General features: G+C 58.1%; 22 protein-coding genes. 8 read left to right on the top strand and 14 right to left on the bottom strand.

The annotated features are described in order from the left end of the window. Nucleotides 1-38: 38 nt before the first annotated feature. Nucleotides 39-1,427 carry a 30S ribosomal protein S12 methylthiotransferase RimO gene (rimO, locus tag ACR0AA_RS04540; RefSeq protein ID WP_480755527.1) on the bottom strand — a complete coding sequence of 463 codons (1,389 nt, stop codon included), beginning with the start codon at nt 1,425-1,427 and terminating at the stop codon, nt 39-41. 95 nt (nt 1,428-1,522) lie between these two features. Between rimO and ACR0AA_RS04535 the strand changes: the two genes are divergently transcribed. Continuing rightward, nucleotides 1,523-3,481 (top strand): AsmA family protein, encoded by a 1,959-nt coding sequence (locus ACR0AA_RS04535; protein ID WP_480755526.1) that lies wholly within the window; start codon nt 1,523-1,525, stop codon nt 3,479-3,481. A 53-nt stretch (nt 3,482-3,534) separates the two neighbouring features. Here ACR0AA_RS04535 and ACR0AA_RS04530 read toward each other — a convergent pair whose 3' ends face one another. From ACR0AA_RS04530 to ACR0AA_RS04515, 4 genes are read right to left on the bottom strand one after another with little or no spacing between them, the layout of a single operon-like run. Then, nucleotides 3,535-5,031, bottom strand: a complete 1,497-nt coding sequence (locus ACR0AA_RS04530; RefSeq protein ID WP_480755525.1) for a phosphomannomutase/phosphoglucomutase — start codon at nt 5,029-5,031, stop codon at nt 3,535-3,537. Nucleotides 5,032-5,046: 15 nt separating this feature from the next. After that, nucleotides 5,047-5,880 (bottom strand): 3-deoxy-8-phosphooctulonate synthase, encoded by an 834-nt coding sequence (gene kdsA / locus ACR0AA_RS04525; RefSeq protein WP_480662314.1) that lies wholly within the window; start codon nt 5,878-5,880, stop codon nt 5,047-5,049. A gap of 5 nt (nt 5,881-5,885) precedes the next feature. After that, a complete protein-coding gene (locus ACR0AA_RS04520; RefSeq protein WP_480755524.1) occupies nt 5,886-7,460 on the bottom strand; it encodes a KpsE/RkpR family capsule polysaccharide export protein in 1,575 nt (524 codons plus the stop codon). Next, on the bottom strand, nt 7,438-8,097 hold the full coding sequence (locus ACR0AA_RS04515) for an ABC transporter ATP-binding protein (protein WP_239337348.1): 660 nt from the start codon (nt 8,095-8,097) through the stop codon (nt 7,438-7,440). The genes ACR0AA_RS04520 and ACR0AA_RS04515 overlap by 23 nt, the downstream gene beginning before the upstream one ends. Nucleotides 8,098-8,325: 228 nt before the next feature. On the opposite strand from ACR0AA_RS04515, the gene ACR0AA_RS04510 reads away from it, so the two are divergent. Further along, the gene (locus tag ACR0AA_RS04510) at nt 8,326-8,913 is read left to right on the top strand and encodes a uracil-DNA glycosylase family protein (protein WP_480662320.1); all 588 of its coding nucleotides are present in this window, start codon (nt 8,326-8,328) and stop codon (nt 8,911-8,913) included. Then, on the top strand, nt 8,906-9,694 hold the full coding sequence (locus ACR0AA_RS04505) for an SseB family protein (protein ID WP_480662322.1): 789 nt from the start codon (nt 8,906-8,908) through the stop codon (nt 9,692-9,694). The genes ACR0AA_RS04510 and ACR0AA_RS04505 overlap by 8 nt, the downstream gene beginning before the upstream one ends. A 53-nt stretch (nt 9,695-9,747) precedes the next feature. Here the strand turns inward: ACR0AA_RS04505 and yghU are convergent, their stop codons facing one another. Then, complete coding sequence (gene yghU, locus ACR0AA_RS04500) at nt 9,748-10,626, bottom strand: glutathione-dependent disulfide-bond oxidoreductase (RefSeq protein WP_480662324.1); 879 nt, start codon at nt 10,624-10,626, stop codon at nt 9,748-9,750. A gap of 250 nt (nt 10,627-10,876) precedes the next feature. On the opposite strand from yghU, the gene ACR0AA_RS04495 reads away from it, so the two are divergent. Continuing rightward, complete coding sequence (locus ACR0AA_RS04495) at nt 10,877-11,395, top strand: YHS domain-containing (seleno)protein (RefSeq protein ID WP_480755523.1); 519 nt, start codon at nt 10,877-10,879, stop codon at nt 11,393-11,395. Between the two features lie 59 nt (nt 11,396-11,454). Here ACR0AA_RS04495 and ACR0AA_RS04490 read toward each other — a convergent pair whose 3' ends face one another. Then, a complete protein-coding gene (locus ACR0AA_RS04490) occupies nt 11,455-12,105 on the bottom strand; it encodes a J domain-containing protein (RefSeq protein WP_480755522.1) in 651 nt (216 codons plus the stop codon). A gap of 167 nt (nt 12,106-12,272) precedes the next feature. Further along, a complete protein-coding gene (metF, locus tag ACR0AA_RS04485; RefSeq protein ID WP_480662330.1) occupies nt 12,273-13,139 on the bottom strand; it encodes a methylenetetrahydrofolate reductase [NAD(P)H] in 867 nt (288 codons plus the stop codon). A 94-nt stretch (nt 13,140-13,233) separates the two neighbouring features. On the opposite strand from metF, the gene ACR0AA_RS04480 reads away from it, so the two are divergent. Both ACR0AA_RS04480 and ACR0AA_RS04475 read left to right on the top strand, forming a co-directional pair. Next, complete coding sequence (locus ACR0AA_RS04480) at nt 13,234-14,139, top strand: LysR family transcriptional regulator (protein ID WP_480662874.1); 906 nt, start codon at nt 13,234-13,236, stop codon at nt 14,137-14,139. A 96-nt stretch (nt 14,140-14,235) separates the two neighbouring features. After that, nucleotides 14,236-15,021 (top strand): inositol monophosphatase family protein, encoded by a 786-nt coding sequence (locus ACR0AA_RS04475; RefSeq protein ID WP_480662332.1) that lies wholly within the window; start codon nt 14,236-14,238, stop codon nt 15,019-15,021. Between the two features lie 370 nt (nt 15,022-15,391). Here ACR0AA_RS04475 and ACR0AA_RS04470 read toward each other — a convergent pair whose 3' ends face one another. Continuing rightward, nucleotides 15,392-16,135: a rhomboid family intramembrane serine protease gene (locus ACR0AA_RS04470; RefSeq protein ID WP_480662334.1), complete on the bottom strand. Its 744-nt coding sequence runs from the start codon at nt 16,133-16,135 to the stop codon at nt 15,392-15,394. A gap of 43 nt (nt 16,136-16,178) precedes the next feature. After that, complete coding sequence (gene putA, locus ACR0AA_RS04465) at nt 16,179-19,580, bottom strand: bifunctional proline dehydrogenase/L-glutamate gamma-semialdehyde dehydrogenase PutA (RefSeq protein WP_480755521.1); 3,402 nt, start codon at nt 19,578-19,580, stop codon at nt 16,179-16,181. Between the two features lie 102 nt (nt 19,581-19,682). On the opposite strand from putA, the gene ACR0AA_RS04460 reads away from it, so the two are divergent. Next, nucleotides 19,683-20,171, top strand: coding sequence for an Lrp/AsnC family transcriptional regulator (locus tag ACR0AA_RS04460; RefSeq protein ID WP_480662338.1), 489 nt, complete (start codon nt 19,683-19,685; stop codon nt 20,169-20,171). Between the two features lie 30 nt (nt 20,172-20,201). After that, nucleotides 20,202-20,768 carry a tetratricopeptide repeat protein gene (locus tag ACR0AA_RS04455; RefSeq protein ID WP_480755520.1) on the top strand — a complete coding sequence of 189 codons (567 nt, stop codon included), beginning with the start codon at nt 20,202-20,204 and terminating at the stop codon, nt 20,766-20,768. Between the two features lie 50 nt (nt 20,769-20,818). Here the strand turns inward: ACR0AA_RS04455 and ACR0AA_RS04450 are convergent, their stop codons facing one another. The 4 genes from ACR0AA_RS04450 to ACR0AA_RS04435 form a co-directional block, all read right to left on the bottom strand. After that, a complete protein-coding gene (locus ACR0AA_RS04450; RefSeq protein ID WP_480755519.1) occupies nt 20,819-22,708 on the bottom strand; it encodes a PhoX family protein in 1,890 nt (629 codons plus the stop codon). A 233-nt stretch (nt 22,709-22,941) separates the two neighbouring features. Beyond that, nucleotides 22,942-23,937, bottom strand: coding sequence for an ABC transporter ATP-binding protein (locus ACR0AA_RS04445; RefSeq protein WP_480662344.1), 996 nt, complete (start codon nt 23,935-23,937; stop codon nt 22,942-22,944). Beyond that, the gene (locus tag ACR0AA_RS04440) at nt 23,934-24,968 is read right to left on the bottom strand and encodes a Gfo/Idh/MocA family protein (protein ID WP_480662346.1); all 1,035 of its coding nucleotides are present in this window, start codon (nt 24,966-24,968) and stop codon (nt 23,934-23,936) included. Before ACR0AA_RS04440 ends, ACR0AA_RS04445 begins: the two co-directional genes overlap by 4 nt. Further along, complete coding sequence (locus ACR0AA_RS04435; protein ID WP_480755518.1) at nt 24,965-25,804, bottom strand: carbohydrate ABC transporter permease; 840 nt, start codon at nt 25,802-25,804, stop codon at nt 24,965-24,967. Before ACR0AA_RS04435 ends, ACR0AA_RS04440 begins: the two co-directional genes overlap by 4 nt.

Here is a 25,804-nt window from a genome sequence, read left to right as displayed (position 1 = left end):
TGTGATTAGCTGGGCGACGGAAACACTGCCCGGCGGGATCAGTTGAGCTTTCCCCACAGGTCGTATTCCCCGGCTTCGTCGACCACGACTGACACAATGTCCCCCGGTTTCAATTCTTTGAACCCTTCGTCGATGAAAAGATTGCCGTCAATCTCGGGCGCGTCAGCCTTGGTGCGGCAGGTTGCGGCCTCGTCGTCGACCTCGTCGACGATCACATCGATGGTCTGGCCGACCTTTGCGGCCAGCTTTGCCCCGGAAATCGCCTGAGCCTTTTCCATGAACCGATCCCAGCGGTCCTGTTTGACCTCGGCCGGGACGTGATCAGGCAGGTTGTTCGAGCGCGCACCGTCGACGTTCTCGTATTGAAAACAGCCAACGCGATCCAGCTTTGCCTCATCCATCCAATCCAGCAGCGTCTGAAACTCGGCCTCCGTCTCGCCCGGATAGCCCACGATGAAGGTCGACCGCAGGGTGATATCCGGACAGGTCGCGCGCCATGCAGCGATCTCATCCAGCGTTTTGGCGGCAGCTGCGGGGCGGGCCATACGTTTCAATACGTCCGGGTGGGCGTGTTGGAACGGGATATCCAGATAGGGCAGGATGTTGCATCCCGCGTCTGCCATCAGAGGGATCAGCTCGCGCACATGCGGGTAGGGATAGACGTAGTGCAGTCGAACCCAGGCATCCAACTGCCCCAACTCACGCGCCAGATCGGTGATGTGGCTGCGGACTTCGCGGTCTTTCCACGGGTTCACGTCGTATTTCCGGTCCAGCCCATAGGCCGAGGTATCCTGCGAGATCACGAGCAACTCGCGCACACCGTTATCGACCAGCTTTTCAGCTTCGCGCAGCACGGCGTGGGCAGGGCGGCTGGCCAGTTTCCCGCGCATGTCGGGGATGATGCAGAATTTGCACTTGTGGTTACAGCCCTCGGAAATCTTGAGATAACTGTAGTGGCGCGGGGTCAGTTGAACACTTGCTGCGGGCAGCAGGTCCACAAATGGATCAGGATCGGGCGGCACTGCCGAATGCACCGCATCCAGCACCTGTTCATATTGATGAGGGCCGGTCACGGCCATGATGCGCGGGTGATGTTCGCGGATGTAATCCGGTTCCGCGCCCAGACAGCCGGTCACGATGACCTTGCCGTTTTCCACCAGCGCTTCGCCAATCGCGTCCAGCGATTCCGCCTTGGCACTGTCGAGGAACCCGCAAGTATTCACGATCACGGCATCCGCACCTGAATAGTCCGGAGATATCCCGTACCCTTCGGCACGAAGGCGGGTCAGGATACGCTCACTGTCGACAAGGGCCTTGGGACATCCCAAAGAGACCATACCGATTGTCGGCTGGTTCGAACGTGGCGTCTCAGGCATCCGGGCGGCTGGCGCCAGGTCGGGGCGGAGGTTTGGCGGGTTCGTGGTCATGGCGCGGCATATAGTGGGGAACGCTTCCCCTTGCAAATGCGACGCAGGCTTTGGATGATATTTTTTAAACGCATGAAAAAGGCGGAGAGCAGATAATGAAGTGGCTAGTGCGCATCCTTTTCCTGTTGGTGGCGGTTTTCGGCTTGGTCGTGGGGGCCCTGTTGCTGATGCCTGGCGACAAGCTGGCCGCGATTCTGGCTGAACAGGTCCGCGCCCAGACGGGCCGTGATCTGAAGCTGTCGGGAGATGTGAATCTGTCATTCTGGCCCGTATTGGGCATGGAGACGGGTCCCGTGAGCTTTGGAAACGCGCCCTGGGCTGGCTCGGAACCAATGCTGAGCGCCGAAAGCCTGGCTGTCGGGGTCGATGCCGCTGCGCTGATCTCAGGCAACTTGCGCATCAAGCGGGTGATCGCCGATAATCCTGTTCTGCGGCTGGAGCTTTCTGACGGTCGTGGGAACTGGGAACTCTCGGCGCCCGCATCGACGGCCGTTCCCCCAAGCTCTGCAGGAGGCGCGACACCGCAAGAGCAGCAGGGCGAAGTGACGCTGGATCACCTGAAGCTAACAAATGCGCGCCTGGTCTACATCGAAAACGGTGTGACGAAATTCGACTTTTCCAATGTCGATCTGGCGGCCAGTTGGCCTGATGTTTCAGCGCCGCTGGAGGTGAAGGCGAAATTGGCAGTGCCTGGCGGGGACGTTGATGTGGATCTCAAAATCCAGGATTTACCGGCTTATGCATCGGGGGTTGTAACGCCGCTCGCGCTGACCCTGACTGCGCCCGGAGGAAAGTTCAGCTTCGATGGTCGCGTCAATCTGGCCGGCGAAATGGATGGCAAGTTGAACGCCAAAACGACGAATACGGAACGCATGCTGGCTGCTTTTGGACAGGCGGGTGTAGGGGCGCCGCTGGGACTTGGGCGCGAGGCTGATTTGTCCGCGCAGATGACCTATACCACTGACGGGCGGGTCTCTCTGCGCGACATGGTGGCCAAGCTGGATCATAATCGACTGAGCGGTGAGGCGGATATCGTGATTTCTGACCCGCCGCAAATCACAGCGCGATTAGATGGCGGGGATCTTGATCTCACAAGGTTTAATGACGCGCCTGCCGCCGGCAGTAGCGGGGCGTCCACGGCGCCTTCGCCTGACCAAGGCTGGTCGACCACCCCAATCGATGCGTCTGCGCTGGCCTTGGCAAACGGTGTAATTCGCCTAAAGGCCAACTCCATTGCCGTGCCGGGGCTTACACTGGGGCCGAGCGACCTGACGCTCAACCTTGATCGGTCACGGGCGGTACTGCAGATGAATCCCGCCACGCTGTTCTCGGGGCATTTGAACGGGCAGGTGGTCGCCAACAATCGGAACGGACTGTCAGTCGGCGGGAATCTGAAGGCGGAAGATATCAACGTTCAACAGGCCCTTTCCGCTTTGGGTGGTGTCGAACGCCTGTCCGGAACCGGATCGGGGTCGTTCGAATTCCTCGGGGTTGGCCAGACCGAAGACCAGATCATGCGCTCGCTGAGCGGCAGGGGGCGTCTGGACGTGGGCAAAGGCGTGATCTCGGGGTTTGATCTGGACCGTCTGATGGGGCGCGGTGGGGGCGAAGGGGGTACGACCGTGTTTAACAGCGTGACCGCCAGTTTTACTATGGATCAAGGCATACTACGGAACGACGACTTGTTGATGTCACTGGACAACTTCCGGGCTGACGGAGCCGGTCAGGTTGGAATCGGAAATCGCGATATCGACTATCTGTTTACGCCGGTCGCGCTGCGGGCGAATTCGGGCAACGGTATCTCGGTGCCGGTGCGGATCGTTGGGCCGTGGAGCAACCCGTCGATCAAGCCGGACCTGACCAAGGTCATTGAAGCGGCGGCTGAAGGAAAGGCCAAAGAGCTTGAGGATGAAGCCAAGCAAAAGGTCTTTGAAAAGGTCGGCGAGGAACTGGATACGACGATCACTGACAGCGATCAGATCGAAGACGCCATCAAGAACAAACTGGAAGAAGAAGTGAATAAGGGACTGTTGAAGCTGTTCGGCGGTAACTGAATCGCGCTGCCGTATCGGCGTTTCGGGGCCGATGCCCCGAAACGCGGTATCGCTTAGATGGTCTGATCGTAGTCGCCGACGCCCGGCTCGGTGCGTATGACAGCATCGATATCGGCAAAGATCGCGCGCATTTCTTCGTCGCTTTCGCTGCTTTCGCAAACCACCACAAGATTGGGCGTGTTCGATGACGCGCGCACCAGCCCCCAACTGCCGTTGTCCAGTATGACGCGGGCACCGTTGACGGTGACAACCTCTTTGATCGCGCGACCGGCGAAGGTGTCTCCGGCGTCCGCCTTGGCCACCAACTTGTCGACCAGCCGTTTGAGGATGTCGTATTTCTCGGTATCGGCTGCATAGGGCGACATCGTTGGTGTCGACCATGTTTTCGGCAAAGCCTTTCGCAGGTCCGACATGCTTTTGTCCGGATTGCGGTCCATCAGCTTGCAGATCTCAACCGCGACGCGCATCCCGCAGTCATAACCGCGCCCGATAGGCTCGGCCAGGAAGTAGTGGCCCGACTTCTCAAACCCGGCCAACGCGTTGATCTCTTTGACCCGGCGCTTCATGTGGCTATGACCGGTTTTCCAGTAATCCGCTTTGACGCCGCGAGCCTGCAATTCGGGATCGCTGGCGAACAGGCCGGTCGATTTGACGTCCGCCACAAAAGTCGAGTTGGGATACAGTTTGGCCAGATCGCGAGCCATGATCACGCCGACCTTGTCGGCAAAAATCTCTTCACCCTCGTCATCCACAACACCGCAACGGTCGCCGTCACCGTCAAACCCCAAAGCCAGATCGGCACCGCTAAATTTCACCGAGCCGGCCATGTCATGCAGCATTTCCATGGCTTCGGGGTTGGGGTTGTAATTGGGGAAAGTGTAATCCAGCCGGTTATGGCTTGGCACCACTTCGACGCCCATGCGTTCGAAAATCTCGGGCGCAAAGGCCGAAGCTGTCCCGTTGCCGGTGGCGCACACGACCTTCAGAGGGCGGGACATTTTGAAGTCGCCGACCAGATCGTCGATGTAGGCTTCTTTGACACCGTCCACGAACTCATACGATCCGCCGTCATGGGCTGCGCCTTCACCGTTCAGAACGATGTCCCGCAGTTCCGACATCTCGTCCGGGCCATGGGTCAGAGGGCGGTCAAAGCCCATCTTGACTCCGGTCCAACCGTTTGGATTGTGGCTGGCCGTGACCATGGCCACCGCCGGAACGTCCAGATGGAACTGCGCAAAATAGGCCATGGGGCTGAGAGCGGGGCCAATATCCTTGACCTGAATACCGGCCTGCATCAGCCCGAGGATCAGCGCGTTCTTGATCGCGAGCGAGTAATCCCGATAGTCGTTGCCGACTGCGATCACCGGCTCGATCCCACGTTTGCGCATTTGTGTGCCCAAACCCAAACCAAGCGCAGTCATGCCCGGCAGATTGATCTCTTCGGGGTACTTCCAGCGCGCGTCATATTCGCGGAACCCGGTCGGTTTGATCATTGGGTCGCGCAGAAAGCTCCAGGTGTTCGGAGTCACCTCGGGGATTGGTTTATTCATAACTATTGCTCTTGACTAAATCTCAATCGGATTGGCCTTGGCCAATGCATCAAAGCGCATCAATGTGTCAACGAGGTGTGGCATCTGATCCAGGTAAATCATGTTTGGGCCGTCGCATGGGGCGTTATCCGGGTCCTGATGCGTTTCCATAAAGACCGCACCCGCGCCGACAGCAACGGCTGCCCGAGCCATGACTGGCGCAAATTCTCTCTGCCCGCCCGAGGAACCGCCTTGCCCGCCGGGTTGCTGAACGGAGTGGGTGGCGTCCATCACCACCGGGTAGCCTGTCTGTGCCATTTGAGGCAGGGACCGCATATCGGCAACCAGAGTGTTATAGCCGAAGGAAGACCCCCGCTCGGTCAGCAGGATATTCGTATTCCCGGTACTTTCGATCTTGGTCACGATATTGGGCATTTCCCAAGGTGCCAGGAACTGACCCTTTTTGACGTTGATAACAGCACCCGTGTTTCCAGCAGCCAGCAACATGTCAGTCTGGCGGCACAAGAAGGCCGGGATTTGCAAGACATCCACTGCCTCGGCTGCGATCGAGCATTGGGCTTCGGAGTGGACATCGGTCAGCACCGGAATGCCCATGGTCTTGCGGATGTCATCCAGAACCTTCAGCCCGGCGTCGATCCCCATTCCGCGCTTTCCGGACAGAGATGTACGGTTGGCTTTGTCGTAAGAGGCTTTGAACACATACTGCGCACCTGCGGCGTCGCACGCCTCTTTCATTTTTCCAGCGATCATCTGCGCATGATCTGCGGTTTCAAGCTGGCAGGGGCCGGCGATGATCGTCAGAGGCAGATCATTGCCGACCGTGAGATCGGAGATTTTTACATGTTTCATGTGTCTTACGAGGATACCTGTTCACGAAGGACTGACGCGGTAAGCGAGATCAACAGGTAGATACCAGCAAACAACAGAAAAGCCAAAATCGTATTTTCGAACTTGCGCGGATAGGTGGGTTCCTGACTTGGCACCGGCTTCACCGACACGGTCAGATAGCGCACTTTGCGGTTTGCCTCGGTCCGTGTGGTTTCCATTTGCTGCATTGCCGTCTGCATCATCATGTCCCGTGCGGCAAGATCGGCCTGCGCCATTTGAATCCGCACACTCAGGCGGGCCAGCGAGTTTTCGCCAGCGGATACGTCCAGCATTTCCGCGTTGAGCTCTTCAAGCACAGCTTCGAGGCGTGAAATATCTGCGCGGGCACCGTCGACCTTCGCCTGATTGGGGCGCAGGTTGTCCAGCAGCGCGGCAAGTTGAAGCTCTTTGTCCTGCAACTGGGTTTCAATGCCGTTAATGCGGCCGCGAAGGCCGGCAATAACGTTTTCCGGGTCCAAAAGAGCGCCTTGCAGTTGAAGCTCAATAAGGTCTTCCTGCGCTTTTTTTCGTTCTTCTTGTGCCATTTCGAAACTGGCCAAAGCTTCGCGCATCTGATCTTCGCGCTTTACTTCGGACAGGCCGTTGATCCTCTCTTCGGCGTAAGACAGAAGGCGGTCCGAGATGGCAACCGCGATGTCCGGCGCCGGTGCCGCGACCTCCATTCGGATGATGCCGTCGCTTGGGTCGTACCCGATTGTAATCATCCGCTTATACAGCTTGTACGTTTCTTCCAGTGTCGCGTCGGGTGAGAGCCGCTGGATCGGATCAATCCACTCCTGTTTGAAGATTTCGGCAAAGCCCATATCGCGCTCGAGCCTCAGCAACGCGTCTTTGGATTCCAGAAATTCCTGCGTTGCGACAGAATCCTGTGCGGTCGCGTACTGCGTGCCTGCCAAAAATCCGCCGAAGGATGCGCCGGCGCCGTCCGCCTGAAGGATCGAGAAAGCAGAATCGCTGGCATACATGGGTGTCGCCAGACGGTAGAAGTAAATCCCGACGATCAGCGTGGGCAGGAACACGAAAACGGCCAGTCGCGCAAACAACGCCAACAGTTTGCGGCGGCGACGTCGCGCGATGTCTTTTCGTATCTGGTCAATTTCGAATTCGCGTCGTTGCGCTGGCGACAACTCGGGGCCCGGTAAAGTCTGGGTGCCCTCGTTGACCGTTTGCGGCAAATGGATCTTGATCTTGTCTTGAGACTTATCTTCGGCGCGTTTCTTTTCGGTAGCCAGGTCCAACAAGTTCGTGCGCTGAAACGGGTCGATCCCTTTTTTACGCAGCAGGCGCACCGCATCGTAGTCCGAGGTTGCTGCAAGACCGTTTTTCTGAGCCAGCCTGCGTGCCATGCGCAATTGCCGTCCTGTCAGCCCCTCGCGCTTGATTGCATCCAGTTCGGTTCCGGGCTGCGGGTCATTGGCCGCAGCAGGTGGCTGAGTTGCCTTGCGAATGCGCGAAATGGCGTCGGCGCGCGCCTCAGCTGTGCCTTCGCTGCGACGCTTGCGGCGCCAGTTGTAAATTCTAGCCTTGGGTTTGGTAGTCATATAGCTGCTTTGCCTCTTCCAAGGTGTCGAACATGTGAAGCTGCCCATCTACAAGAACAGCCGCCTGTCGCGCAAATTTTTCCAGAACGTCAGGACTGTGTGACACGATCACCAGAGTCGTCGTGCGCAACTTTTCCCTAAGGACGTCGCCGGCTTTTCTGTTGAAATCGACATCTGTCGAGGCCGGCATACCCTCGTCAATCAGATACATGTCGAAATCCAACGCCAGCATCAATGCGAAAGTAAATCGCCCTTTCATACCGGACGAATACGTGGCAAGCGGTTGGTTGAAGTACTCTCCCAAATTGCAGAGCCAGCTACAGTAGGCTTCGACATAGTCAGGGTCCATGCCATAGATTTTGGCGATGTAGCGCGCGTTTTCCAGTGCTGACAGATTATTCGCAACGCCACCGGAAAAGCCCATCGGGAACGAGACTTTGCAGGATTTTCGAATCACGCCCTCGTCCGGTTTTTCCAGACCGGCCATCATGTTGATCAACGTTGTTTTGCCGGTTCCATTTGGCGCGAGAATGCCGATCGAGCGGCCCAGCTCGATCCGGAACGAGACATTGTCCAGGATCACCTTGCGGCGCGTTCCGGTCCAGAAGGACTTACTGACGTTCTCAAACTCAAGCATTTGATGCCTGCTGCCTGTACCTTTGTTGTGCCGAGTGCACCGACGAATGATCGGTTATCCTACGCGTTTATATAGGCCACATTATGTCGAAAAACGAAGCGCATGATCAATGCATCCAAAAGCTGGCTGTTGGCAATGTGACTTTTTCATGTGTTGGCCCTGTGCCCTGCGCTGACTATCTTTCACTCTGACCGTCAACCAGTTTGAAGCACTAATCCTTGCGATCCGATGAATTCAATTCAGAAAGAAATCTCATCCTGTCGCCTCTGCGTTGATCGCTTTGCCGCGACAGAGACTGCGCACGAACCGCGCCCGGTGGTCTGGTTTCGGTCCGGAACTCCGATTTTGATTGCGGGCCAGGCGCCTGGTGCGCGGGTGCATGCATCGGGGCGGCCGTTTACCGATCCGTCCGGGGATCGCTTGCGGGACTGGCTTGGGATCAATGAGGCCGTGTTTTACGACCGTTCGCTGGTTTCCATCGTGCCGATGGCATTCTGTTTTCCGGGATACAATGCGCGCAAAGCAGATTTACCACCACCCCCGGTCTGCGGGCAGACGTGGCATGACAAGGTGATGCAAACGCTTGGGGATATACCTTTGACGATTGTGGTTGGCGGGCATGCTCACAAATACCATCTGAAAGCCCGCACCTCGGTCACGGAAACCGTTCGCAACTGGCGGGACCATGCGCCGCGCGTCTTTGCCTTGCCTCATCCGTCGTGGCGGAATACGGCATGGATGAAGAAAAACCCGTGGTTCCAAGCCGACCTTCTGCCGGATTTGCGCGCCCGGGTGCAAGAGGTTCTGAATGACTGAAGCCACAGCTCTGGATGCCGCCCACGCCGCGATGGAGGCTAACCCGCAGGACGATGCCGCGCGACTGCGTTTTTTCGAACGGCTGGCTGACAGCGAATTGTTCCTGATGCTGACCGAAGAGGCGAAGGGCGAGAATATCTCGCCCGAATTGTTCGACGTCGCCGACGGGCGCTTTGTGCTGGTCTTTGACCGAGAAGACCGGCTGGCGCGGTTTGCCGGACGCCCGGTGCCCTATGTGGCGCTGTCCGGGCGGGCGCTGTCGTCCATGCTGACGGGGCAGGGGATCGGGTTGGGCCTGAACCTCGAGGTCGCCCCGTCATCGATGCTGATCCCGTCCGAGGCGCTGGGCTGGTTGGCTGAGACGTTGCAGCACGGACCGGAAGAAGTGCAACAGCGGTTCGCGGAGTTTCTGGCTCCGGCCGGGTTGCCTGACGATCTGCTGACCGCGCTGGACGCAAAGCTTGCCACGGCGGTTGGATTGGCAGACGCGGCCTATCTGGTTGGGACCAAAGCAGAGGATGGCGGGTCTGGTCATCTATTGGGTTTTGTTGGGGCGGTCGATGGTGCAGAGGCAGCGCTTGCCAAAGCGGCGTCCGAGGCGCTGACATTTTCCGGGATCGAGGCAGGGGCCATGGATGTCGGGTTTTTTCCTCCGCATGATCCGGTTGCCGCGTCACTGGCGCGCGTTGGATTGCGTTTCGATCTGCCTCAGCCCGAGGTGCGCGTTGCCACGCAAACGATACCCGGCAGCGATCCCGATAAACCGCCTATTCTAAAATAGGATGTGGAAAACAAATCGCCCCGCGACCGGTAGAGCGCAGGGCGATTGCGTTGTTATTCCGCAGCCGCCTCCAGCTTGTCCTGCGTGCGGGTTTCGAAGTCTGAGGCCTCGTGACGCTCGTGCAGCTGGGTATGCGGCTCGCCGAACGCGCGGTTGACCATCCGCCCACGCTGTACCGCTGGGCGCGCATCAATGGCTTTGGCCCAACGCATAACGTTCTTGTAGGATTCGACGTCCAGGAATTCTGCCGCGCTGTAAAGACGGCCCAGAACCAATTGGCCATACCACGGCCAGATTGCCATGTCGGCGATCGTGTAGTCTTCGCCTGCGATATACGTCTTGTTCGCCAGTTCACGGTCCAGAACATCCAGCTGGCGTTTGGCTTCCATGGCAAACCGATTGATCGGGTATTCCCATTTTTCCGGAGCATAGGCGTAGAAATGGCCAAAGCCGCCGCCCAGATAAGGAGCGCTGCCCATTTGCCAGAACACCCAGTTCATGACTTCCGTGCGTTCCGGACCCGATTTGGGCAGGAATGCGTCGAACTTCTCGGCCAGGTGGAACAGGATCGAGGCGCTTTCGAACACGCGCGTCGGCTCATCACTCGACCGGTCCCACAGCGCGGGAATTTTTGAGTTCGGGTTTGCCTCAACAAATCCCGAGCTGAACTGATCGCCTTCGCCGATATTGATCAGCCAGGCATTGTACTCAGCGCCTTCGTGCCCCAGCGCCAACAGCTCTTCCAGCATTACGGTCACTTTTACGCCGTTTGGGGTGGCGAGTGAATAAAGCTGCAGCGGATGACGTCCGACCGGTAGGTCCTTGTCGTGGGTAGCACCGGCAATCGGGCGGTTGATGTTGGCGAATCTGCCGCCGCTCTGGCTGTCCCATGTCCAGACCTTTGGGGGCGTATAGGTCGGTTGCTCGCTCATTTCTTGCCTTTCTTAGCAAAGTGCAGGTGAATTGTCCGTCCGTCACAACAGCTAATGTTGCAAAGCGCCGAGTCCAACCCCCGACGCAGGGGCCGTTTTGTAACAAATCACATCCGACATCTCACGTTTTCTCATTCGCCGTCACAGCGCCGCGAGCGGGACTGCGCATCAAATCGAAATCACCTATTGTCTGTTCAGACCCGCTCATACGGGCAAATCAACAACCCTGAGGACAAAAGGATTGACCACCATGAAACGTTTTGCCCTGACCGTAGCTGCGGCGCTGACCCTTGCCGCTCCGGCCTTTGCCGGAGATCAGTATGTGGATGGTACCGGCTATGCCGTATCCGGTTACGATGTCGTCGCTTATCGCGACCTGGCTCAGGTTCCGGTCGGTCAGTCTCAGCCTGAAGGCGTGCGTGGCAATGCCGACATCACCGCAGAGTACAATGGCGCCACATGGGCGTTTTCGACTGAAGAGAACCGCGATAAATTCCTGGAAAACCCGGCCTATTACGCCCCGCAATATGACGGGCATTGCGCATACGGCGTGTCGAAAGGCGGCAAGGTTCCGGCAAACCCGAACCTGTGGCGCATTGTGGATGACAAGCTGTATTTGAACATCACCGATGTTGTTGTCGGTTTTTGGGAAGAAGACGTTCCTGGCAACATCAATATCGCCGAAGGCAACTGGCCCGGTATCGAACCTGATGGCGCATCGACCAGCGTCATCCCGAAATTCACTTCGGAAGGCCCTGTCACAAACTAAGTGGTCACTCACGACACCAAAGCCCGGCTGGACCTCAGTCGGGCTTTTCTTCGCGATGATTAATGCGCCAACCAGAATTCGTCGCGCATCTGCTGGTCGGCTTCGAAACGAATCCGAACGCTTTTGGCGCCGGGGAATGTCCGGGCCGTTATGGCATCGGGAACGACAACCTCGCCGCCGCCAGAGTTATTTGACTGGAAATTCAGCACTTCGGTTTCTGTCCGGCGCGACCCTGCCAGAACTGATGTCGGCAAAGCTACGCGATTTGCCCCCTGGTAGACCGGTGTAGAAACAAAAAACGTCACGTGGCGGCCGAAAAAACCGACCGCATCGGGAATGTGATCGGATTTGCACAACTGATCTGGCTTCGACGTATCGGTTTCGTCGCTTCTGTCTGGCAGTGCTTTGTTCAGCAGTGCGCGGCAGGCGTCGATATCCGCAGTTTCAAGGGTGATCACGCGTCTGCGCAATTTCGGGCGCCGCGGTTTTCCCGCCCCTGCGCCTTTGCCCGCCAACCCTTCCTTGCGCAGAAGGTCATAGGCTTCTTTGGCGCGGGTAAATCCAGTGCTATCACCGTTTGCCTGATCAGGGTGGCCGTGGAACGCAATATTCCGCCACGCATTTCTGATGTCATCTGAACTGGCGCTTTGATCCAACCCCAGAGCATACAACGCGTCTGAACGGGCCCTGAACTTTTCGGCAGTTTCCATACCCAACTAACTCATTAAAACACTTCACAACCCAGTTTCAGGAGGGTTGTGAATTTGTCAAATTCCACACGAAATTGAAGTAACTACAGGAACAATTTCATTCGTGTGCAGGTATTGTTTTTGGAGCTTGAGGCGAAAAAACGGCGTGATTTTGGCCCTTTGTCAGATCAGGCGACATTCTGCAGATCGACTCGTGGCGTGATGCCAAGGGCAAAACACACATCGCGCGTTAGCTCGGGCCGGTTCAGAGTATAGAAATGCAGCTTGTCCACACCGCCCTCGATAAGGTCCGAGCACAACTCGGTACACAGCGCTGTGGCCAGCAAATCCTCACGATCGTCGCGAATGGCTTTCTCAAACGCCTGTTCGACCCATGCCGGAATGCGCGTACCACAGCGTTTGGCGAAGTTGCGCGCGCCCTTCCAGTTCTCGATTGGAAGAATGCCGGGCACGATGGGCTTATCAATGCCGGCTTTTTCGCAGGCATCACGGAACCGGAAGAAAGTTTCGGCCTCGAAGAAGAACTGAGTCAGGGCCTCATCCGCGCCTGCATCCAGCTTGGCCTTGAGCCAGTCGATATCCGTGCGGGCATTTTGCGCCTCGGGGTGAATATCGGGATACGCGCCAACGCGAATGCTGAACATCTCAGTCTCCGCCAGGGCAGAGATCAACTCGACCGAATTGGCAAACCCGTCAGGGTGCGGCTCGAAACGGTCCTGACCGCTGGGTGGATCGCCGCGCAGGGCCACGATGTCCTGGACGCCGGCCCGCGCGAACGTATCCGCAATCTCCAGTGTTTCCTGACGGGATGCATCGACGCAGGTCAGATGCGCCGCAACCGGCAGGCCCGAGGATTTGTGCAGGGTCGCCACCGCGTCGCGCGTCAGTTCCCGCGTTGTGCCGCCTGCGCCGTAGGTCACCGAGACAAAGCGCGGTTCGAGCGGGGCAAGTGTCTGAACGGTGTCCCAAAGGCGGAATGAGGCCTCGAGCGTCTTGGGCGGGAAGAACTCGAATGAAATTTCTGGCTTAGTCATCTCGGCCTCACTTGTTTGGTTCAAGGACCTTGTGCCAGCTTCGACATTGTGAGACAAACTCATAATATTCAAGAACAACATGAGTATCACTGCAATGCACATCGAATTCCGCCATTTGCGAACCATCAAGGCCATCCATGAATGCGGTGGGCTTGCCCGCGCGGCGGATCAGTTGAACATCACACAATCCGCGTTGAGCCATCAGATCAAAGGATTGGAAGATCAGGCCGGGGTAGAATTGTTCCTGCGCCGCTCGAAGCCGATGAAACTGTCGGCAGCTGGGTTGCGATTGCTTCGCTTGGCGGAACAGATTCTGCCACAAGTCGAGGCGACGCAACAAGAATTCTCATCGTTGCGAGACGGGCGAACGGGGCGGATGCACATCGCCATCGAATGCCACGCTTGTTTTGAATGGCTGTTCCCAGTGCTTGAATCTTTCCGGAAATCCTGGGGTGATGTGGACGTCGATATCCGGCCTGGCCTTGCCTTCGACGCGCTGCCGGCCCTGCAGAAAGAAGAGGTAGATCTGGTCGTTTCGTCCGATCCCGAAGACCTGCCAGGCATCGAATTCATCGAACTATTCGACTATGACGCCGTCTTTGTCGCCGCGTCGTCGCACCCTCTGGCGCAGAAAGAATACATCGAGGCCGAGGACTTCAGGGGACAGACCCTGATTACATATCCGGTGGAGCGAACACGCCTTGATGTATTCAGTCAGTTGCTGATCCCGGCGCGGGTTGAACCGGCCACGATCCGGCAGGTGGAACTGACCGCGGTGATCCTTTTGCTCGTCGCGTCGAACCGCGGCATTTCGGTGTTGCCTGACTGGGTTGTGCGCGAAGTGAAGTACAATTCGGACTACGTCACCCGCCCCCTGACCAAAGACGGGATCACCCGTAGCCTTTATGCGGCGGTGCGCACCGAGGACCTGGAAAAACCCTTTGTGCAAGAGCTGATTCAGTTGGCCGGAACCGAGGCGCGCAAGCTGCAAGAGCAATAGGCAAAAAACGCGGGGCTGTTATGCGCATCATTCCTCTTGGCAAGGGCGCATTGCCCCAGTATACGCGCGGTTTGACCGGACAGGAGCCTTTGGACAATGGTTGGCAGTGCAAATCTCAACATCATGATCAAAGCCGCGCGCAAGGCGGGGCGTTCTTTGGTCAAGGATTTTCGTGAAGTCGAGAACCTGCAGGTGTCGATGAAAGGCGCAGGTGATTTTGTCTCCAAAGCCGATATCGCCGCCGAGGCGATCCTGAAAGAGGAACTGCTGGGCGCACGCCCCACCTATGGCTGGCTGGCCGAAGAGGGCGGCTCAATTGACGGTGAAGACCCGACCCGCCGCTGGATCGTGGACCCGCTGGACGGCACCACGAACTTCCTGCACGGCCTGCCGCATTGGGCGATTTCCATCGCGCTGGAACACAAGGGCAAGATCGTCGCCGGTGTGATCTATGACGCCGCCAAGGACGAGATGTTCTTTGCCGAAAAGGGCGAAGGCGCGTGGATGAACGACATGCGTATCCGCGTTTCGGGCCGCCACCGAATGATCGAGTCTATCTTCTCGACCGGTCTGCCCTTTGGTGGCCGTTCGGACCTGCCTGCGACCCTGCAGGATCTGGCCCGCCTGATGCCCGCTTGCGCAGGTGTGCGCCGCTGGGGTGCCGCGGCGCTGGACATGGCTTATGTCGCCGCCGGTCGCTACGAAGGGTTCTGGGAGCGTCGCCTGAACGCATGGGATCTTGCCGCCGGCATCATCATCGTGAAAGAGGCTGGCGGATTTGTTCAGGCGCTGAACCCTGAAGGCAGCGTTTTGGACGATGGCGAAGTGATCTGCTCGAATGAGCCTATCTTTGACCAGTTCGCGAAGGTGATCCGAGGCTAGGTATTTCGGATATCTTTTGAACAAGCGCGCCCCGACCTAGGCGCGCTTTTTTACTTTGAGCGTGGCGCGTTACGCCAGACCGGCTTCATTAGCCACAATGCACCGCATCATAGCGACGCTCAAAAAAACTAATTTGTTTGTTCGTTAAAGAGCGGCAAGAATGCATGGTCGGGATAGAGGCTCACCAGGTGGGAGAGAAGTAACGGTTTCCGAATAGGTCGAAAAAACGAACCCTATCCTGGGCTTTTCTCCGGGCGCGCGAACCCCGATGTATGCGGCTGTAACTGGCAAGGCGATATTGGCCGCGGCGCACGAGGTCACGTAGGTCATCGGTGGGCGTTTCCTCAACCACAAGATACGTGACGCACACCTATTTGCGTGGGACGCGCGGGATCCTTGATTGCGATAGATTGTATTCGTGTTCGGGGTGGGGAGGGTGCCCATGTGTGCGGCCCCAGAACGCGGGCCCGCCACGCTTTAGCCAAAGGGGAACACACAGGATCAGGCCGACAAAAAACCCACCCGTATGTGCCCAATAGGCGACGCCACCTTCGTCCGGATTGCTGGCGAGGCTGCCCAGAAACTGCATGCCCAGCCAGACGCCGAGCATTACGAAGGCGGGGATTGTGAATATGCGGACATAGACGATCAGGATCAGCAGGATATCCACGCGTGCTTTTGGGAACATCAGAAGATAGCCGCCCATAACGCCAGCGATAGCACCGGAGGCTCCGATGGTCGGCACCACTGAGCCCGGTGCGGTTATGACGTGGATCAGGCCTGCGCCGATTCCGGCGACAAGGTAAAACAGCAGAAAGGGCACGTGTCCCATCTCGTCTTCGAGGTTGTCGCCAAAGATCCAGAGGAACAGCATGTTCCCGGCCAAGTGCATCCAGCCACCATGCAGGAACATCGAGGTCAACAGAGTTTCAAAGGCAAAACCATCGGTGATCCGTGCCGGAATGACGGCATAGTCGAAATAGAGCCGGCTTATCAGCGGGGCATTATCCATGATTCCAACATAACTTAGGAATATCAGGATATTAGACGCCATCAGCAGGTAGACGACGTATGGCGTGCGCCCCGAGGGGTTATGATCACGGATCGGAAACATGGGGGGGACGCTGGGCTTTTCCCGGCCCAGCGTCAAGGTATGGTTACGCCGCACCTCCCAACAATGCTGCGTTACCGCCGGCGGCAGTCGTGTCCACGCAAACGTGGCGTTCGCCCAAGACCCGTGCCCGGTCCGGCAAGCCGGGGATCAGCGGCACGATCGGACCATCGCGGCGGGCGAGATGACGTTCGATCTCGCGTGCGGTATCTTCGTCGCCCCACCACAGAACGCCCGAGAGGCCAGTCACGTTTTCCAGCCGGTGCAGATCCAGTGCGCCTGTCGACCGAATGGCGGTGCCGCCCAGTGCTTCTACCGCTTCGGCCTGCGCTTGCGCTGCCTCAGCACCCGGTCCCATGCACAGCAATGGCGTTCGCGGGAATTCACTCAGCCGGTTAGACTCGCCAGTCGGACCGGGCAAAGATTTGGTCTGCACCGGCGTAGGTTGGCCCTGAGCAACTGGCAGCTCGCTCATTGTGCTTCCCCACTGCGCTTTGGACTGCTGCCGGTCTGGCGCGCAGAACCGGGCCATGTAGTTCGGCCCGCCGGCCTTCGGCCCTGTACCTGAAAGCCCCTCGCCGCCGAAAGGTTGCGATCCCACAATGGCGCCGATCTGGTTGCGGTTAACGTAGATATTTCCGGCATGAACAGCCTCGGTGATGTGCTGGACCCGATCGTCGATGCGGGTGTGCAGCCCAAAGGTCAGCCCGTATCCAGTTGCGTTGATTGCGGCGATGACCTGATCGATTTCCGAAGCCTTAAAGCGCGCGACATGAAGAACAGGACCAAAAATTTCGCGCTCCAGCGCAGAAATGCCGGGTATCTCGATCAATGTTGGTGCGATGAACGTGCCTTCGGGGGGTACGGCCAGTTCCTTGAGGACGCGCCCTTCGGCACGCGCCTTGGATACGTGATCCGCGATGCCCTGCCGCGCGGCGTCGTCAATGACCGGACCGCAATCGGTTGAGATCTGCCATGGTTCGCCGATCTGCAAAGCCGCCATTGCACCGGTCAGCATTGTCAGCAAGTCGTCTGCGATATCCTCCTGCACATAGAGGCAGCGCAGCGCGGAACACCTTTGGCCCGCAGATTGAAACGCGCTTTCGATGATGGATTGTACCGCCTGTTCGGGCAGGGCGGTGCTGTCGACGATCATCGCGTTCAGTCCACCCGTCTCAGCGATGAGCGGCGTGCCCGGGTGGAGGTTTTCGGCCATTGCCTCCCGAATTCTCAGCGCCGTCGCCGTCGACCCTGTGAAGGCCACGCCGGAAACGCGCGGGTCAGAGGTCAGCGCTGCGCCAACAGCTGGCCCACCGGGCAACAATTGCAACGCGTCACGCGGCACACCGGCTTCGTGCAGCAACTGAACCGCTCGATGCGCGATCAGAGGTGTCTGAGGTGCGGGCTTGGCCAAAACGGCGTTTCCCGTCGCCAGCGCAGCCGAGATCTGGCCGGTGAAAATGGCCAATGGGAAGTTCCAAGGGCTGATACAGGTAAAGATGCCTGCGGGTTCAGCGTGGGGGATGTTCGCAGCGTAATAGCGCAGGAAATCGACCGCCTCACGTAGCTCAGCCACCGCGTCGGGTACTGACTTTCCGGCCTCGCGCGCGAGCAGGGCGAACAGTTCGCCGAAATGCGCTTCGTACAGGTCTGCTGCCACATTGAGGGCGCGTGCACGGTCTGCGGGCGGATCCTGCCACGGTGAGGCTGTCGCCAGAGCCAGCTCGACATCCTGCGCGCTGGCAGCGGCGACGGCACCCGGCCTGTCCTGTGGTTGAGCCGGGTTTGTGATCGGCTGGTCTTCCTCAGGGTTTGCGTCCCCGGACAGAAGCGGTTGCGCATACCAATGGTGCGCCCGATATGCATCGCGCGCGGCGTCGATCCTGTCCAGCGTTGGTGTATGATGCAGGTCGAACCCTTTTGAATTCGGGCGCTCCGGTTGAAACAGTTCCGGACCGGTTGGCAAAGATGGCACCTGATCCTGAATAGACAGGAACGGATCGGCTGCGACGTGTTCAGGCGGAACCGTCTCATCTACGATTTGGTTTACGAAGGAAGAGTTTGCGCCGTTCTCAAGCAAGCGCCGCACGAGATAAGCCAGGAGATCGCGATGCGCTCCGACTGGGGCGTAAATCCTGCAGCGCGTATTGCTCTGGTCCTTGACGATTTGGTGCAGCGTCTCGCCCATTCCGTGCAGGCGCTGGAATTCGAAAGGCTGGCCGTCGGCCATATGAAGGATTGCGCTGACCGTGTGGGCATTATGCGTGGCGAATTGCGGATAGATCCGGTCGGTCATACCCAGCAGCTTGCGCGCGTTGGCGATGTACGAAATATCTGTTGCTGCCTTGCGGGTGAACACGGGGAATCCGTCGACACCTTCGACCTGGGCGCGTTTGATCTCGGTGTCCCAATAGGCACCCTTCACAAGCCGAACCATCAGTTTGCGATCGTGGCGTTCGGCCATGCCAAACAGTGTATCCAGAACGATCCCGGCCCGAGGTCCGTACGCCTGTACCACAATGCCCAAACCGTCCCACCCAGCAAGGGCGGGTTCGGCCATCACGGCTTCGATCACTTGCAGGGACAGGGACAGGCGGTCCGCTTCTTCGGCATCGATATTCAGACCCATACCGGCCGCTTTGGCCAGCAGACACAACGCCCGCAGCCGTGGCACAAGTTCGTCCATCACGCGCTGTTCCTGTGCCAATTCATAGCGCGGATGCAGGGCCGACAGTTTGACCGATATGCCCGGATTGGCGCGGATGTCATCGTGGATGCAAGCTTCAGCGATTGCCGCGATCGCGCGCGAGTAGGACAAGTGATAGCGGGCGGCGTCGGCCTCGGTCCGGGCGGCTTCACCGAGCATGTCGTAGGAATAGGTGTAGCCCTTGCCCTCCATCCCTTTGGCCCGGTTCATGGCGGATTGAATGGTTTCGCCCAGCACGAACTGGCGGCCCATTTCCTTCATCGCTCGTCCGACGGCTGTACGGATCACCGGCTCACCCAGACGTTTGATCGCTCCGCGCAACGCACCAACCGGAGACGTCTTGTCTTCGTCCAGTACCTTGCCGGTCAGCATCAGTGCCCAGGTGGATGCATTGACCAGCGAAGAGGACGACTGACCCAGATGCCTGCCCCAATCGGATGGCGCGATCTTGTCTTCGATCAGCGCGTCGATCGTGTCGGCATCGGGGACACGCAGCAAAGCTTCGGCCAGACACATGAGCGCAACACCTTCGTCCGTGGACAGGCCGTATTCGGCAAGAAACACCTCCATCATGCCAGGCGAGGTGCTGGACCGGATGTCACGCACCAACTGTGCCGCAGCCGCGCAGATCGCGGTGCGGTCGGTTTCGCTCAGGTCGGCATTGGCGATCAACGCGTCAAGAATGTCAGATTGATTGGCGTAAGTCTGGCCATCAATCAGGGTGCGCAGGCTGTGTGACATGGGTCCTCCGGTCTTTTGTGTAATATAGTGTCGAAAAATCAGGACGATTGCCTTATTTTCCGAAACTGATGGGCGAAAGGCCTGTTTTTGAGGTCATCTACGATGCAAAAAGACTTTCCTGGGCTGGACCGGTTCGACAGGTCAATCCTTGCGATTCTGGCCGAGGACGGCCGGATACCCGTTGCCGACCTTGCGCGCCGCATCGGGCTGTCCAAGTCGCCCACTCAAGCACGTGTGAAGAGACTTGAAGCCGAAGGGATCATCACGGGATACCGCGCTTTGCTTGACCCGATCCGCCTTGGCCTAGACCACGTTGCCTTTGTCGAAGTCCGGTTGACCGACACCCGCGAGAAGGCACTGGCCGAGTTCAATGCGGCAGTTCGGAAGGTGCCCGAAATCGAGCAAGCCCATATGATTGCTTCGAATTTCGACTATTTGTTGAAAATCCGGACCGGCTCGATGTCGGAATACCGCGCGGTTCTGGCCGAGAAAATCTCGTCTCTGCCGCACGTTGCAAACACCTCGACTTTCGTGGCGATGGAGGCGGTGAAAGAGACCGGAGTGTCCGGAGCCTTGGACGGGGTGGGTTGACGTAAGCCACACACGCGTCACCATTGCTGCATGAAACAGTTTGCTTCAGCTTGTTTGTTGTACGTTGCGCTGTCAGTTGCGGCCAACGCCCAAGATTGCCCGGTCGCGCCGGACCATTCCGCCGACGTATCGGCGATTATCGCGCAGATTCAGGATGCCGAAAACGAACGAGCCGCGCGCGTCTTGTCGAACCAGCTCTGGGAGTTTTGGACGGATGCACCTGACGAAAGTGCGCAGGCGGTGCTTGATCGGGGAATGACGCGTCGAAATGCGTGGGACTTGCTGGGCGCAATTGAAGACTTCGACAGGTTGATCGCTTACTGCCCATCTTACGCCGAAGGGTATAACCAACGCGCATTTGCCCACTATTTACGGCAGGACTTTCAATCCGCTTTGCCCGATCTGGACAAGGCCATCGAACTGTCGCCGAACCATGTTGCCGCGATCAGCGGTCGCGCACTGACCTTGCTGGGGCTTCAGCGCATCGATGAAGCGCGCGAGGCTTTGTCTCAGGCGTTGGAGCTGAATCCGTGGCTTTCTGAACGGCATCTCATGGCTCCGGGTGGGCCACTTGCCATACCAGGTGAGGACATCTAAAAAAACGCCCCCGAAACCGCAAGGTCGGGGGCGTTTCGACTCTCAGCGGTTTATCCGACCAGACCGTTATCAGTACGCTTGATTGTTATCACCGACGACCGCGGCGTACCACCATTCGGCCAGTTGCTGCCGGGGTGCTGGATGCCGACGAACATGGTGCGCTGATCGCTGGACCATGCCAGACCGGTGACTTCACAGCCGTTCGGGCCGGTCATGAAACGCGCGATTTCGCCGGTAACGGGATCGCCAACCAGCATCTGGTTGTTGCCGTTCCCTGCAAAGTCACCCTCGTTGTCGTCGTTGCCGTCTGTCTGGATCCAGATCAGTCCGGTTGAGTCGATGACCATGCCGTCCGGCGAGTTGAACAGGTTACCCTCGTTCACGTTCTCCGAACCCGCGCGGTCGTCCGAATGAACGGTCGGGTTGCCTGCCATGACGTACAGGTCCCAATCGAACCCTTCGGCCGCATGGTCATCATTCGCCGGACGCCAGCGCACGATCTGACCGTACTTGTTGGCCTCGCGCGGGTTGGGGGCGTTGACTGAGGTATCATCCCCTCCGGCGTTCGGCTTCACGCCGCGGTTCTTGTTGTTGGTCAGGCAGCAATACGCCTCGACCGCAACAGGACTCGACGCCACCCATTCGGGACGGTCCATGGTGGTGCCGCCAGCTTTTGAGGCTGCCATACGGGTGAAGATCGCAATCTCTGCCGAATCCATGCCGGTGGTTTCCGACGTCAGAGCCAGCCATTCGCCCTTCATGTCGTCGTTGAACTTGGCGACAAAAAGGGTTCCGTCATTCAGCAGGCTCTCGGTCTCGCCTCCTGGCTGGTAGGTGCCGTTCGAGACGAACTTATAAAGGTACTCGCCCCGCTCGTCGTCGCCCATATAGACAACCACGCGGCCATCTGCAGCTAGAGTGACCTCGGCGTTTTCGTGTTTGAAACGGCCCAGACCGGTGTGCTTGACCGGCGTGCTGTTCGGCTTGCTCGGGTCAATCTCAACGATCCAGCCCGCGCGGTGTGGTTCGTTTGGATTTTTCGAGGTGTCGAAACGCGGGTCGAACAGCTCATATCCGTTCCAGCTTTCGGCTTTGACGCCATAACGCTTGAAACCGTCCGCGACCTTCTGGTCGTAGCTGGCGTTCTCGTCGCTGGAGCCGAAGTAGCCGTTAAAGTTCTCTTCGCATGTCAGATATGTGCCCCACGGCGTTTTACCCGCGCCACAGTTGTTCATGGTGCCCAGAGACGCGGTGCCGGTCGGGTCGGCTTCGGTTTTCAGAAGGTCGTGACCAGCGGCGGGACCCACTATTTTCATCGGCGTGTTGTGGTGGATACGACGGTTGAAAGGGCTGTCTTTGACGACGGACCAGCCGTCGGGGCCTTCGGTGATTTCCATCACGGTGACACCCTGAATGTTCTGCAGCTTCAGAACATCGTCGGCGCTGGCCGGAACGCCATCTTGCGCGGCGGGCAGGTTGATCTTGCGGTTCGGGTATTCGTGGTTGATCGCGATCAATTCGTGACCCTGGAACGAGAAAGTTTCCATCCCGTCGGTGTTTTCACCGAAGATACGATCCGATTTCTCGACCGGACCTCCATCGGTGATGTCATAGCCGTCGGCGTCCGAGAACAGTGGGTCACCCCAGCGCGTCATGACCTTCCACTCATACCCTTCGGGCACATGGACGGTGCCATCAGTCTGTGCGGCGATCGGAGTGAAAGCGAAACGCGAGGCTTCGACAGCCTGAGCCGAAGTTGAACCCAGCAAGCCAGTGCCCATGGCAGCGGCGCCAGAGCCAAAGGCGACCACTCCAGCCAGAAATCCCCGGCGTGAAATGGCGCTTTCAACAACGCGGTCAAAGTCGTTTTCTTCGGGGCGCGGGAAATGCAGCTCGTCCCAATCGTCGGCGGACAGGTTGGTCGAATCAACGTCTTTCATGGATAGCTCCTGGCTGTCTTAACAAAGTGGATGGACGCGCTTTAGGGGCCCTTTGTGACAGGTTCGTAACGACTGTATGAATGATTTAGGACGGTCTGTGGAGAAGTTTAAGATTAGTGTTGGGGGTCAATGCGGACAATTTGCCCGGCCAGAGGTCCCATCCGAGAAATCAAAGCGTAATTCTTGGAAAATGGTCGCAATCATTTCTAAGCGTAACTACGAATTGCAATTGCCTAACGCAGTCGCTGTCCCATCGGGTCAAACCGGTACGCTTTGTCTGAAGAGTAGGCAAACCGCAATTCCTGACCTTCCGAGATCGCGTGTTGCCCGAACAGGCGCGCGGTCACATCATGATCTTGCACTTTGGCAATGACGTTTGTGTCGCCGCCCAGTTTTTCTACATGGCTGACCTGCGCAGTCAGCGGGCCGTCGTCCGACAGAAACAGGTCCTCGGGGCGGATTCCGATTGTGTTGTCTCCGCTTATTTCCAGCAGTGCCTCGGGAAGGAAATTCATGGAAGGCGAGCCAAGGAATCCTGCGACGAATTGGTTGGCGGGATTGTTGTACAGCTCCATCGGGCTGCCAATCTGTTCGACCCGACCATCACGTAGCACGACGATCTTGTCGGCGAGCGTCATCGCCTCGGTCTGGTCATGCGTGACGTAGATCATCGACGCGTCCAGTGCGCGGTGCAGATTGGCGATCTCGATGCGCGTGTTCATCCGCAAGGCGGCGTCCAGATTGGACAGCGGCTCATCAAACAGGAACAATTTCGGTTCGCGGACAATTGCGCGCCCGATGGCGACGCGCTGACGCTGACCGCCGGAAAGCTCCGACGGGTACCGGTCTAAATAGGGTTCAAGATTCAGCATGCGGCTGGCATTGGCCACGCGTTCCTCGATTACCGCCTTTGACTGCTTCTCTTGCTTCAACGCAAGGGTCATGTTTCCACGCACGCTGAGATGGGGGTAGAGCGCATAGCTTTGAAACACCATCGCGATGCCGCGCTTGGACGGTGGCACCAGATTGACCTGCTGCCCGTCGATGGTGATCTCGCCCGAGGATGCGTCTTCCAGCCCCGCAATCACGCGCAGAAGCGTGGATTTTCCGCAGCCCGAGGGGCCGACAAAGACAACGAATTCGCCTTCTTCTACTTCCAGCGTGATATCTTTGAGGACGTGCACATTGCCGAAGGATTTGTTCACGTTGTTCAGCGTCAGGGCAGTCATGTTGCGGACTCCTCAAGGGAAACGGGTTGGCCAGTGCGGATGCTCTCATCCGCGGCCAGACAAATGGCGAGGGATTGGACGGCGTCATTCATATGGCGCGTCAGGTCGATGTCGTCGGCGATGGCGCGCAGCATGTAAGCCTGTTCAGCATCGCAGAGTTCTTGATGGCCGGGTTCGTCCGGCATATCGATATAGTGGTCGCCCTGTGGCGTATGGATTAGCAGGCCGCCGACCTTGGTATGGCCGTCGATGTCGGCGGACGCGCCCTTGTTTCCATCGGTGATCGAAACAGATCCGTTGGGTGACACGATGTCTTTCACAAAGAACGCGGTTTCGGACATCATCGGGCCCCATCCGGCCTCGTACCAGCCGACCGAGCCGTCGTGGAAGACCACCTGAAACTGTCCGTAATTGTACATGTCTTCAGCGATCTCATCGGACAGGCGCAGGCCCATGCCATGCACCCGGACGGGTTGCGCATCGGTGATCTGGCACATCACGTCGACGTAGTGCACTCCGCAATCGACGATAGGCGACGTGGTCTGCATCAGCGCCTTATGCGTCTCCCATTCTGCTCCTGACGATTGCTGGTTCAGGTTCAGGCGGAACACATAAGGTCCACCCAAATTGCGCGCTTCTTCGATCAACCGCATCCACGAGGGGTGATGGCGCAGAATATAGCCAACCACCAGTTTGCGGTTCAGTCGCGTAGCTGTCTCGACCACGCGCCGGGCGTCCGCCACATTGGTCGCAAGCGGTTTTTCTACGAACACATGCGCGCCAGCTTCCATGGCGGTACAAGCGTAATTTGCATGGCTATCAGAATAGGTGGCGACCACGACCAGATCGGGTTTCGTTTCGACCAGCGCCGCTGCGAAATCCGAGTGTACCGGATAGCCTGCAAGTTCTGGGTGATCCACACGACCGGACCGGTTCACCAATCCAACGATCTGCGCCTCGGGGTGGTGATTGTAAGCCAGCGCGTGGCTCAATCCCATATTGCCGAGGCCTGCAATCAGAACGCGGGTCATTTGACAGCTCCAGATGTAATGCCGCGGATCAGCTGGCGAGAGAAGATGACATAGAGGATCAACACCGGCAGGATTGCCATCGACAGGGCCGACAGGACTGCGTTCCAGTCCGTCACGAACTGCCCGATGAAGACCTGGCTGCCCAGCGTCAGCGTCTTGGTCTCCTCGGCAGGTGCGAGGATCAACGGGAACCAAAGGTCGTTCCAGATCGGGATCATGTTGAACACCGCCACCGTTGCCATTGCGGGGCGGACAAGGGGCAGAACCAGTCTGAAGAAGATCGTGTATTCCGACAGTCCGTCGATACGCCCGGCATTCTTTAGGTCGTCGCTCACCTGCCTCATGAACTCAGACAGAATGAAGACGGCCAGCGGTAATCCTTGCGCTGTGTACACCAGTATCAGCGCCCAGAGCGAGTTCACCAACCCGGTTGCCACCATCATCTCAAGGATAGCCACGGTGCCGATCCGGATCGGAATCATGATCCCCAGAGCCAGATACAGGCCCATGATCAGATTGCCTTGGAACTGATACTCAGACAGCGCATAAGCCGCCATTGCGCCGAACAGCAAAATAAAAAACAGAGACGCGACGGTGACGATCATCGAGTTCTGGAAGTAGAGGAAGAAGTCGCCTTGCTTCATAACCGTCTCATAGCCAATCATCGAGAAACTATCTGCATTAGGCAGGGCCAGTGGCTCTCGAAAGATCGCTCGGCGGGATTTGAAGCTGTTGATCAGGATCACAAAGACCGGGAACAGGGCGATCAGTGTGTACAGGATCAGCGCGCCGTGCATTGCGAACATGTTGAGGGGGTTATGACGTGCCTTATTCAT

Source organism: Ruegeria sp. CE8 (genome assembly GCF_056537465.1).
The sequence above is the reverse complement of the archived record's forward strand: the minus strand, read 5'-3'. Positions and strand labels throughout refer to the sequence as shown.

Excerpts from the sequence above, each read along its gene's own strand:
- kdsA (WP_480662314.1), bottom strand. The coding sequence starts at position 5,880 with ATGAAACATGTAAAAATCTCCGATCTCACGGTCGGCAATGATCTGCCT.
- ACR0AA_RS04475 (WP_480662332.1), top strand. The coding sequence starts at position 14,236 with ATGGTTGGCAGTGCAAATCTCAACATCATGATCAAAGCCGCGCGCAAG.
- ACR0AA_RS04510 (WP_480662320.1), top strand. The coding sequence starts at position 8,326 with ATGAATTCAATTCAGAAAGAAATCTCATCCTGTCGCCTCTGCGTTGAT.
- ACR0AA_RS04530 (WP_480755525.1), bottom strand. The coding sequence starts at position 5,031 with ATGAATAAACCAATCCCCGAGGTGACTCCGAACACCTGGAGCTTTCTG.
- ACR0AA_RS04470 (WP_480662334.1), bottom strand. The coding sequence starts at position 16,135 with ATGTTTCCGATCCGTGATCATAACCCCTCGGGGCGCACGCCATACGTC.
- yghU (WP_480662324.1), bottom strand. The coding sequence starts at position 10,626 with ATGAGCGAGCAACCGACCTATACGCCCCCAAAGGTCTGGACATGGGAC.
- ACR0AA_RS04495 (WP_480755523.1), top strand. The coding sequence starts at position 10,877 with ATGAAACGTTTTGCCCTGACCGTAGCTGCGGCGCTGACCCTTGCCGCT.
- rimO (WP_480755527.1), bottom strand. The coding sequence starts at position 1,427 with ATGACCACGAACCCGCCAAACCTCCGCCCCGACCTGGCGCCAGCCGCC.
- ACR0AA_RS04535 (WP_480755526.1), top strand. The coding sequence starts at position 1,523 with ATGAAGTGGCTAGTGCGCATCCTTTTCCTGTTGGTGGCGGTTTTCGGC.
- ACR0AA_RS04505 (WP_480662322.1), top strand. The coding sequence starts at position 8,906 with ATGACTGAAGCCACAGCTCTGGATGCCGCCCACGCCGCGATGGAGGCT.
- ACR0AA_RS04435 (WP_480755518.1), bottom strand. The coding sequence starts at position 25,804 with ATGAATAAGGCACGTCATAACCCCCTCAACATGTTCGCAATGCACGGC.
- ACR0AA_RS04460 (WP_480662338.1), top strand. The coding sequence starts at position 19,683 with ATGCAAAAAGACTTTCCTGGGCTGGACCGGTTCGACAGGTCAATCCTT.
- ACR0AA_RS04520 (WP_480755524.1), bottom strand. The coding sequence starts at position 7,460 with ATGACTACCAAACCCAAGGCTAGAATTTACAACTGGCGCCGCAAGCGT.
- ACR0AA_RS04450 (WP_480755519.1), bottom strand. The coding sequence starts at position 22,708 with ATGAAAGACGTTGATTCGACCAACCTGTCCGCCGACGATTGGGACGAG.
- ACR0AA_RS04455 (WP_480755520.1), top strand. The coding sequence starts at position 20,202 with ATGAAACAGTTTGCTTCAGCTTGTTTGTTGTACGTTGCGCTGTCAGTT.
- ACR0AA_RS04445 (WP_480662344.1), bottom strand. The coding sequence starts at position 23,937 with ATGACTGCCCTGACGCTGAACAACGTGAACAAATCCTTCGGCAATGTG.
- putA (WP_480755521.1), bottom strand. The coding sequence starts at position 19,580 with ATGTCACACAGCCTGCGCACCCTGATTGATGGCCAGACTTACGCCAAT.
- ACR0AA_RS04480 (WP_480662874.1), top strand. The coding sequence starts at position 13,234 with ATGCACATCGAATTCCGCCATTTGCGAACCATCAAGGCCATCCATGAA.
- ACR0AA_RS04515 (WP_239337348.1), bottom strand. The coding sequence starts at position 8,097 with ATGCTTGAGTTTGAGAACGTCAGTAAGTCCTTCTGGACCGGAACGCGC.
- ACR0AA_RS04440 (WP_480662346.1), bottom strand. The coding sequence starts at position 24,968 with ATGACCCGCGTTCTGATTGCAGGCCTCGGCAATATGGGATTGAGCCAC.
- ACR0AA_RS04490 (WP_480755522.1), bottom strand. The coding sequence starts at position 12,105 with ATGGAAACTGCCGAAAAGTTCAGGGCCCGTTCAGACGCGTTGTATGCT.
- metF (WP_480662330.1), bottom strand. The coding sequence starts at position 13,139 with ATGACTAAGCCAGAAATTTCATTCGAGTTCTTCCCGCCCAAGACGCTC.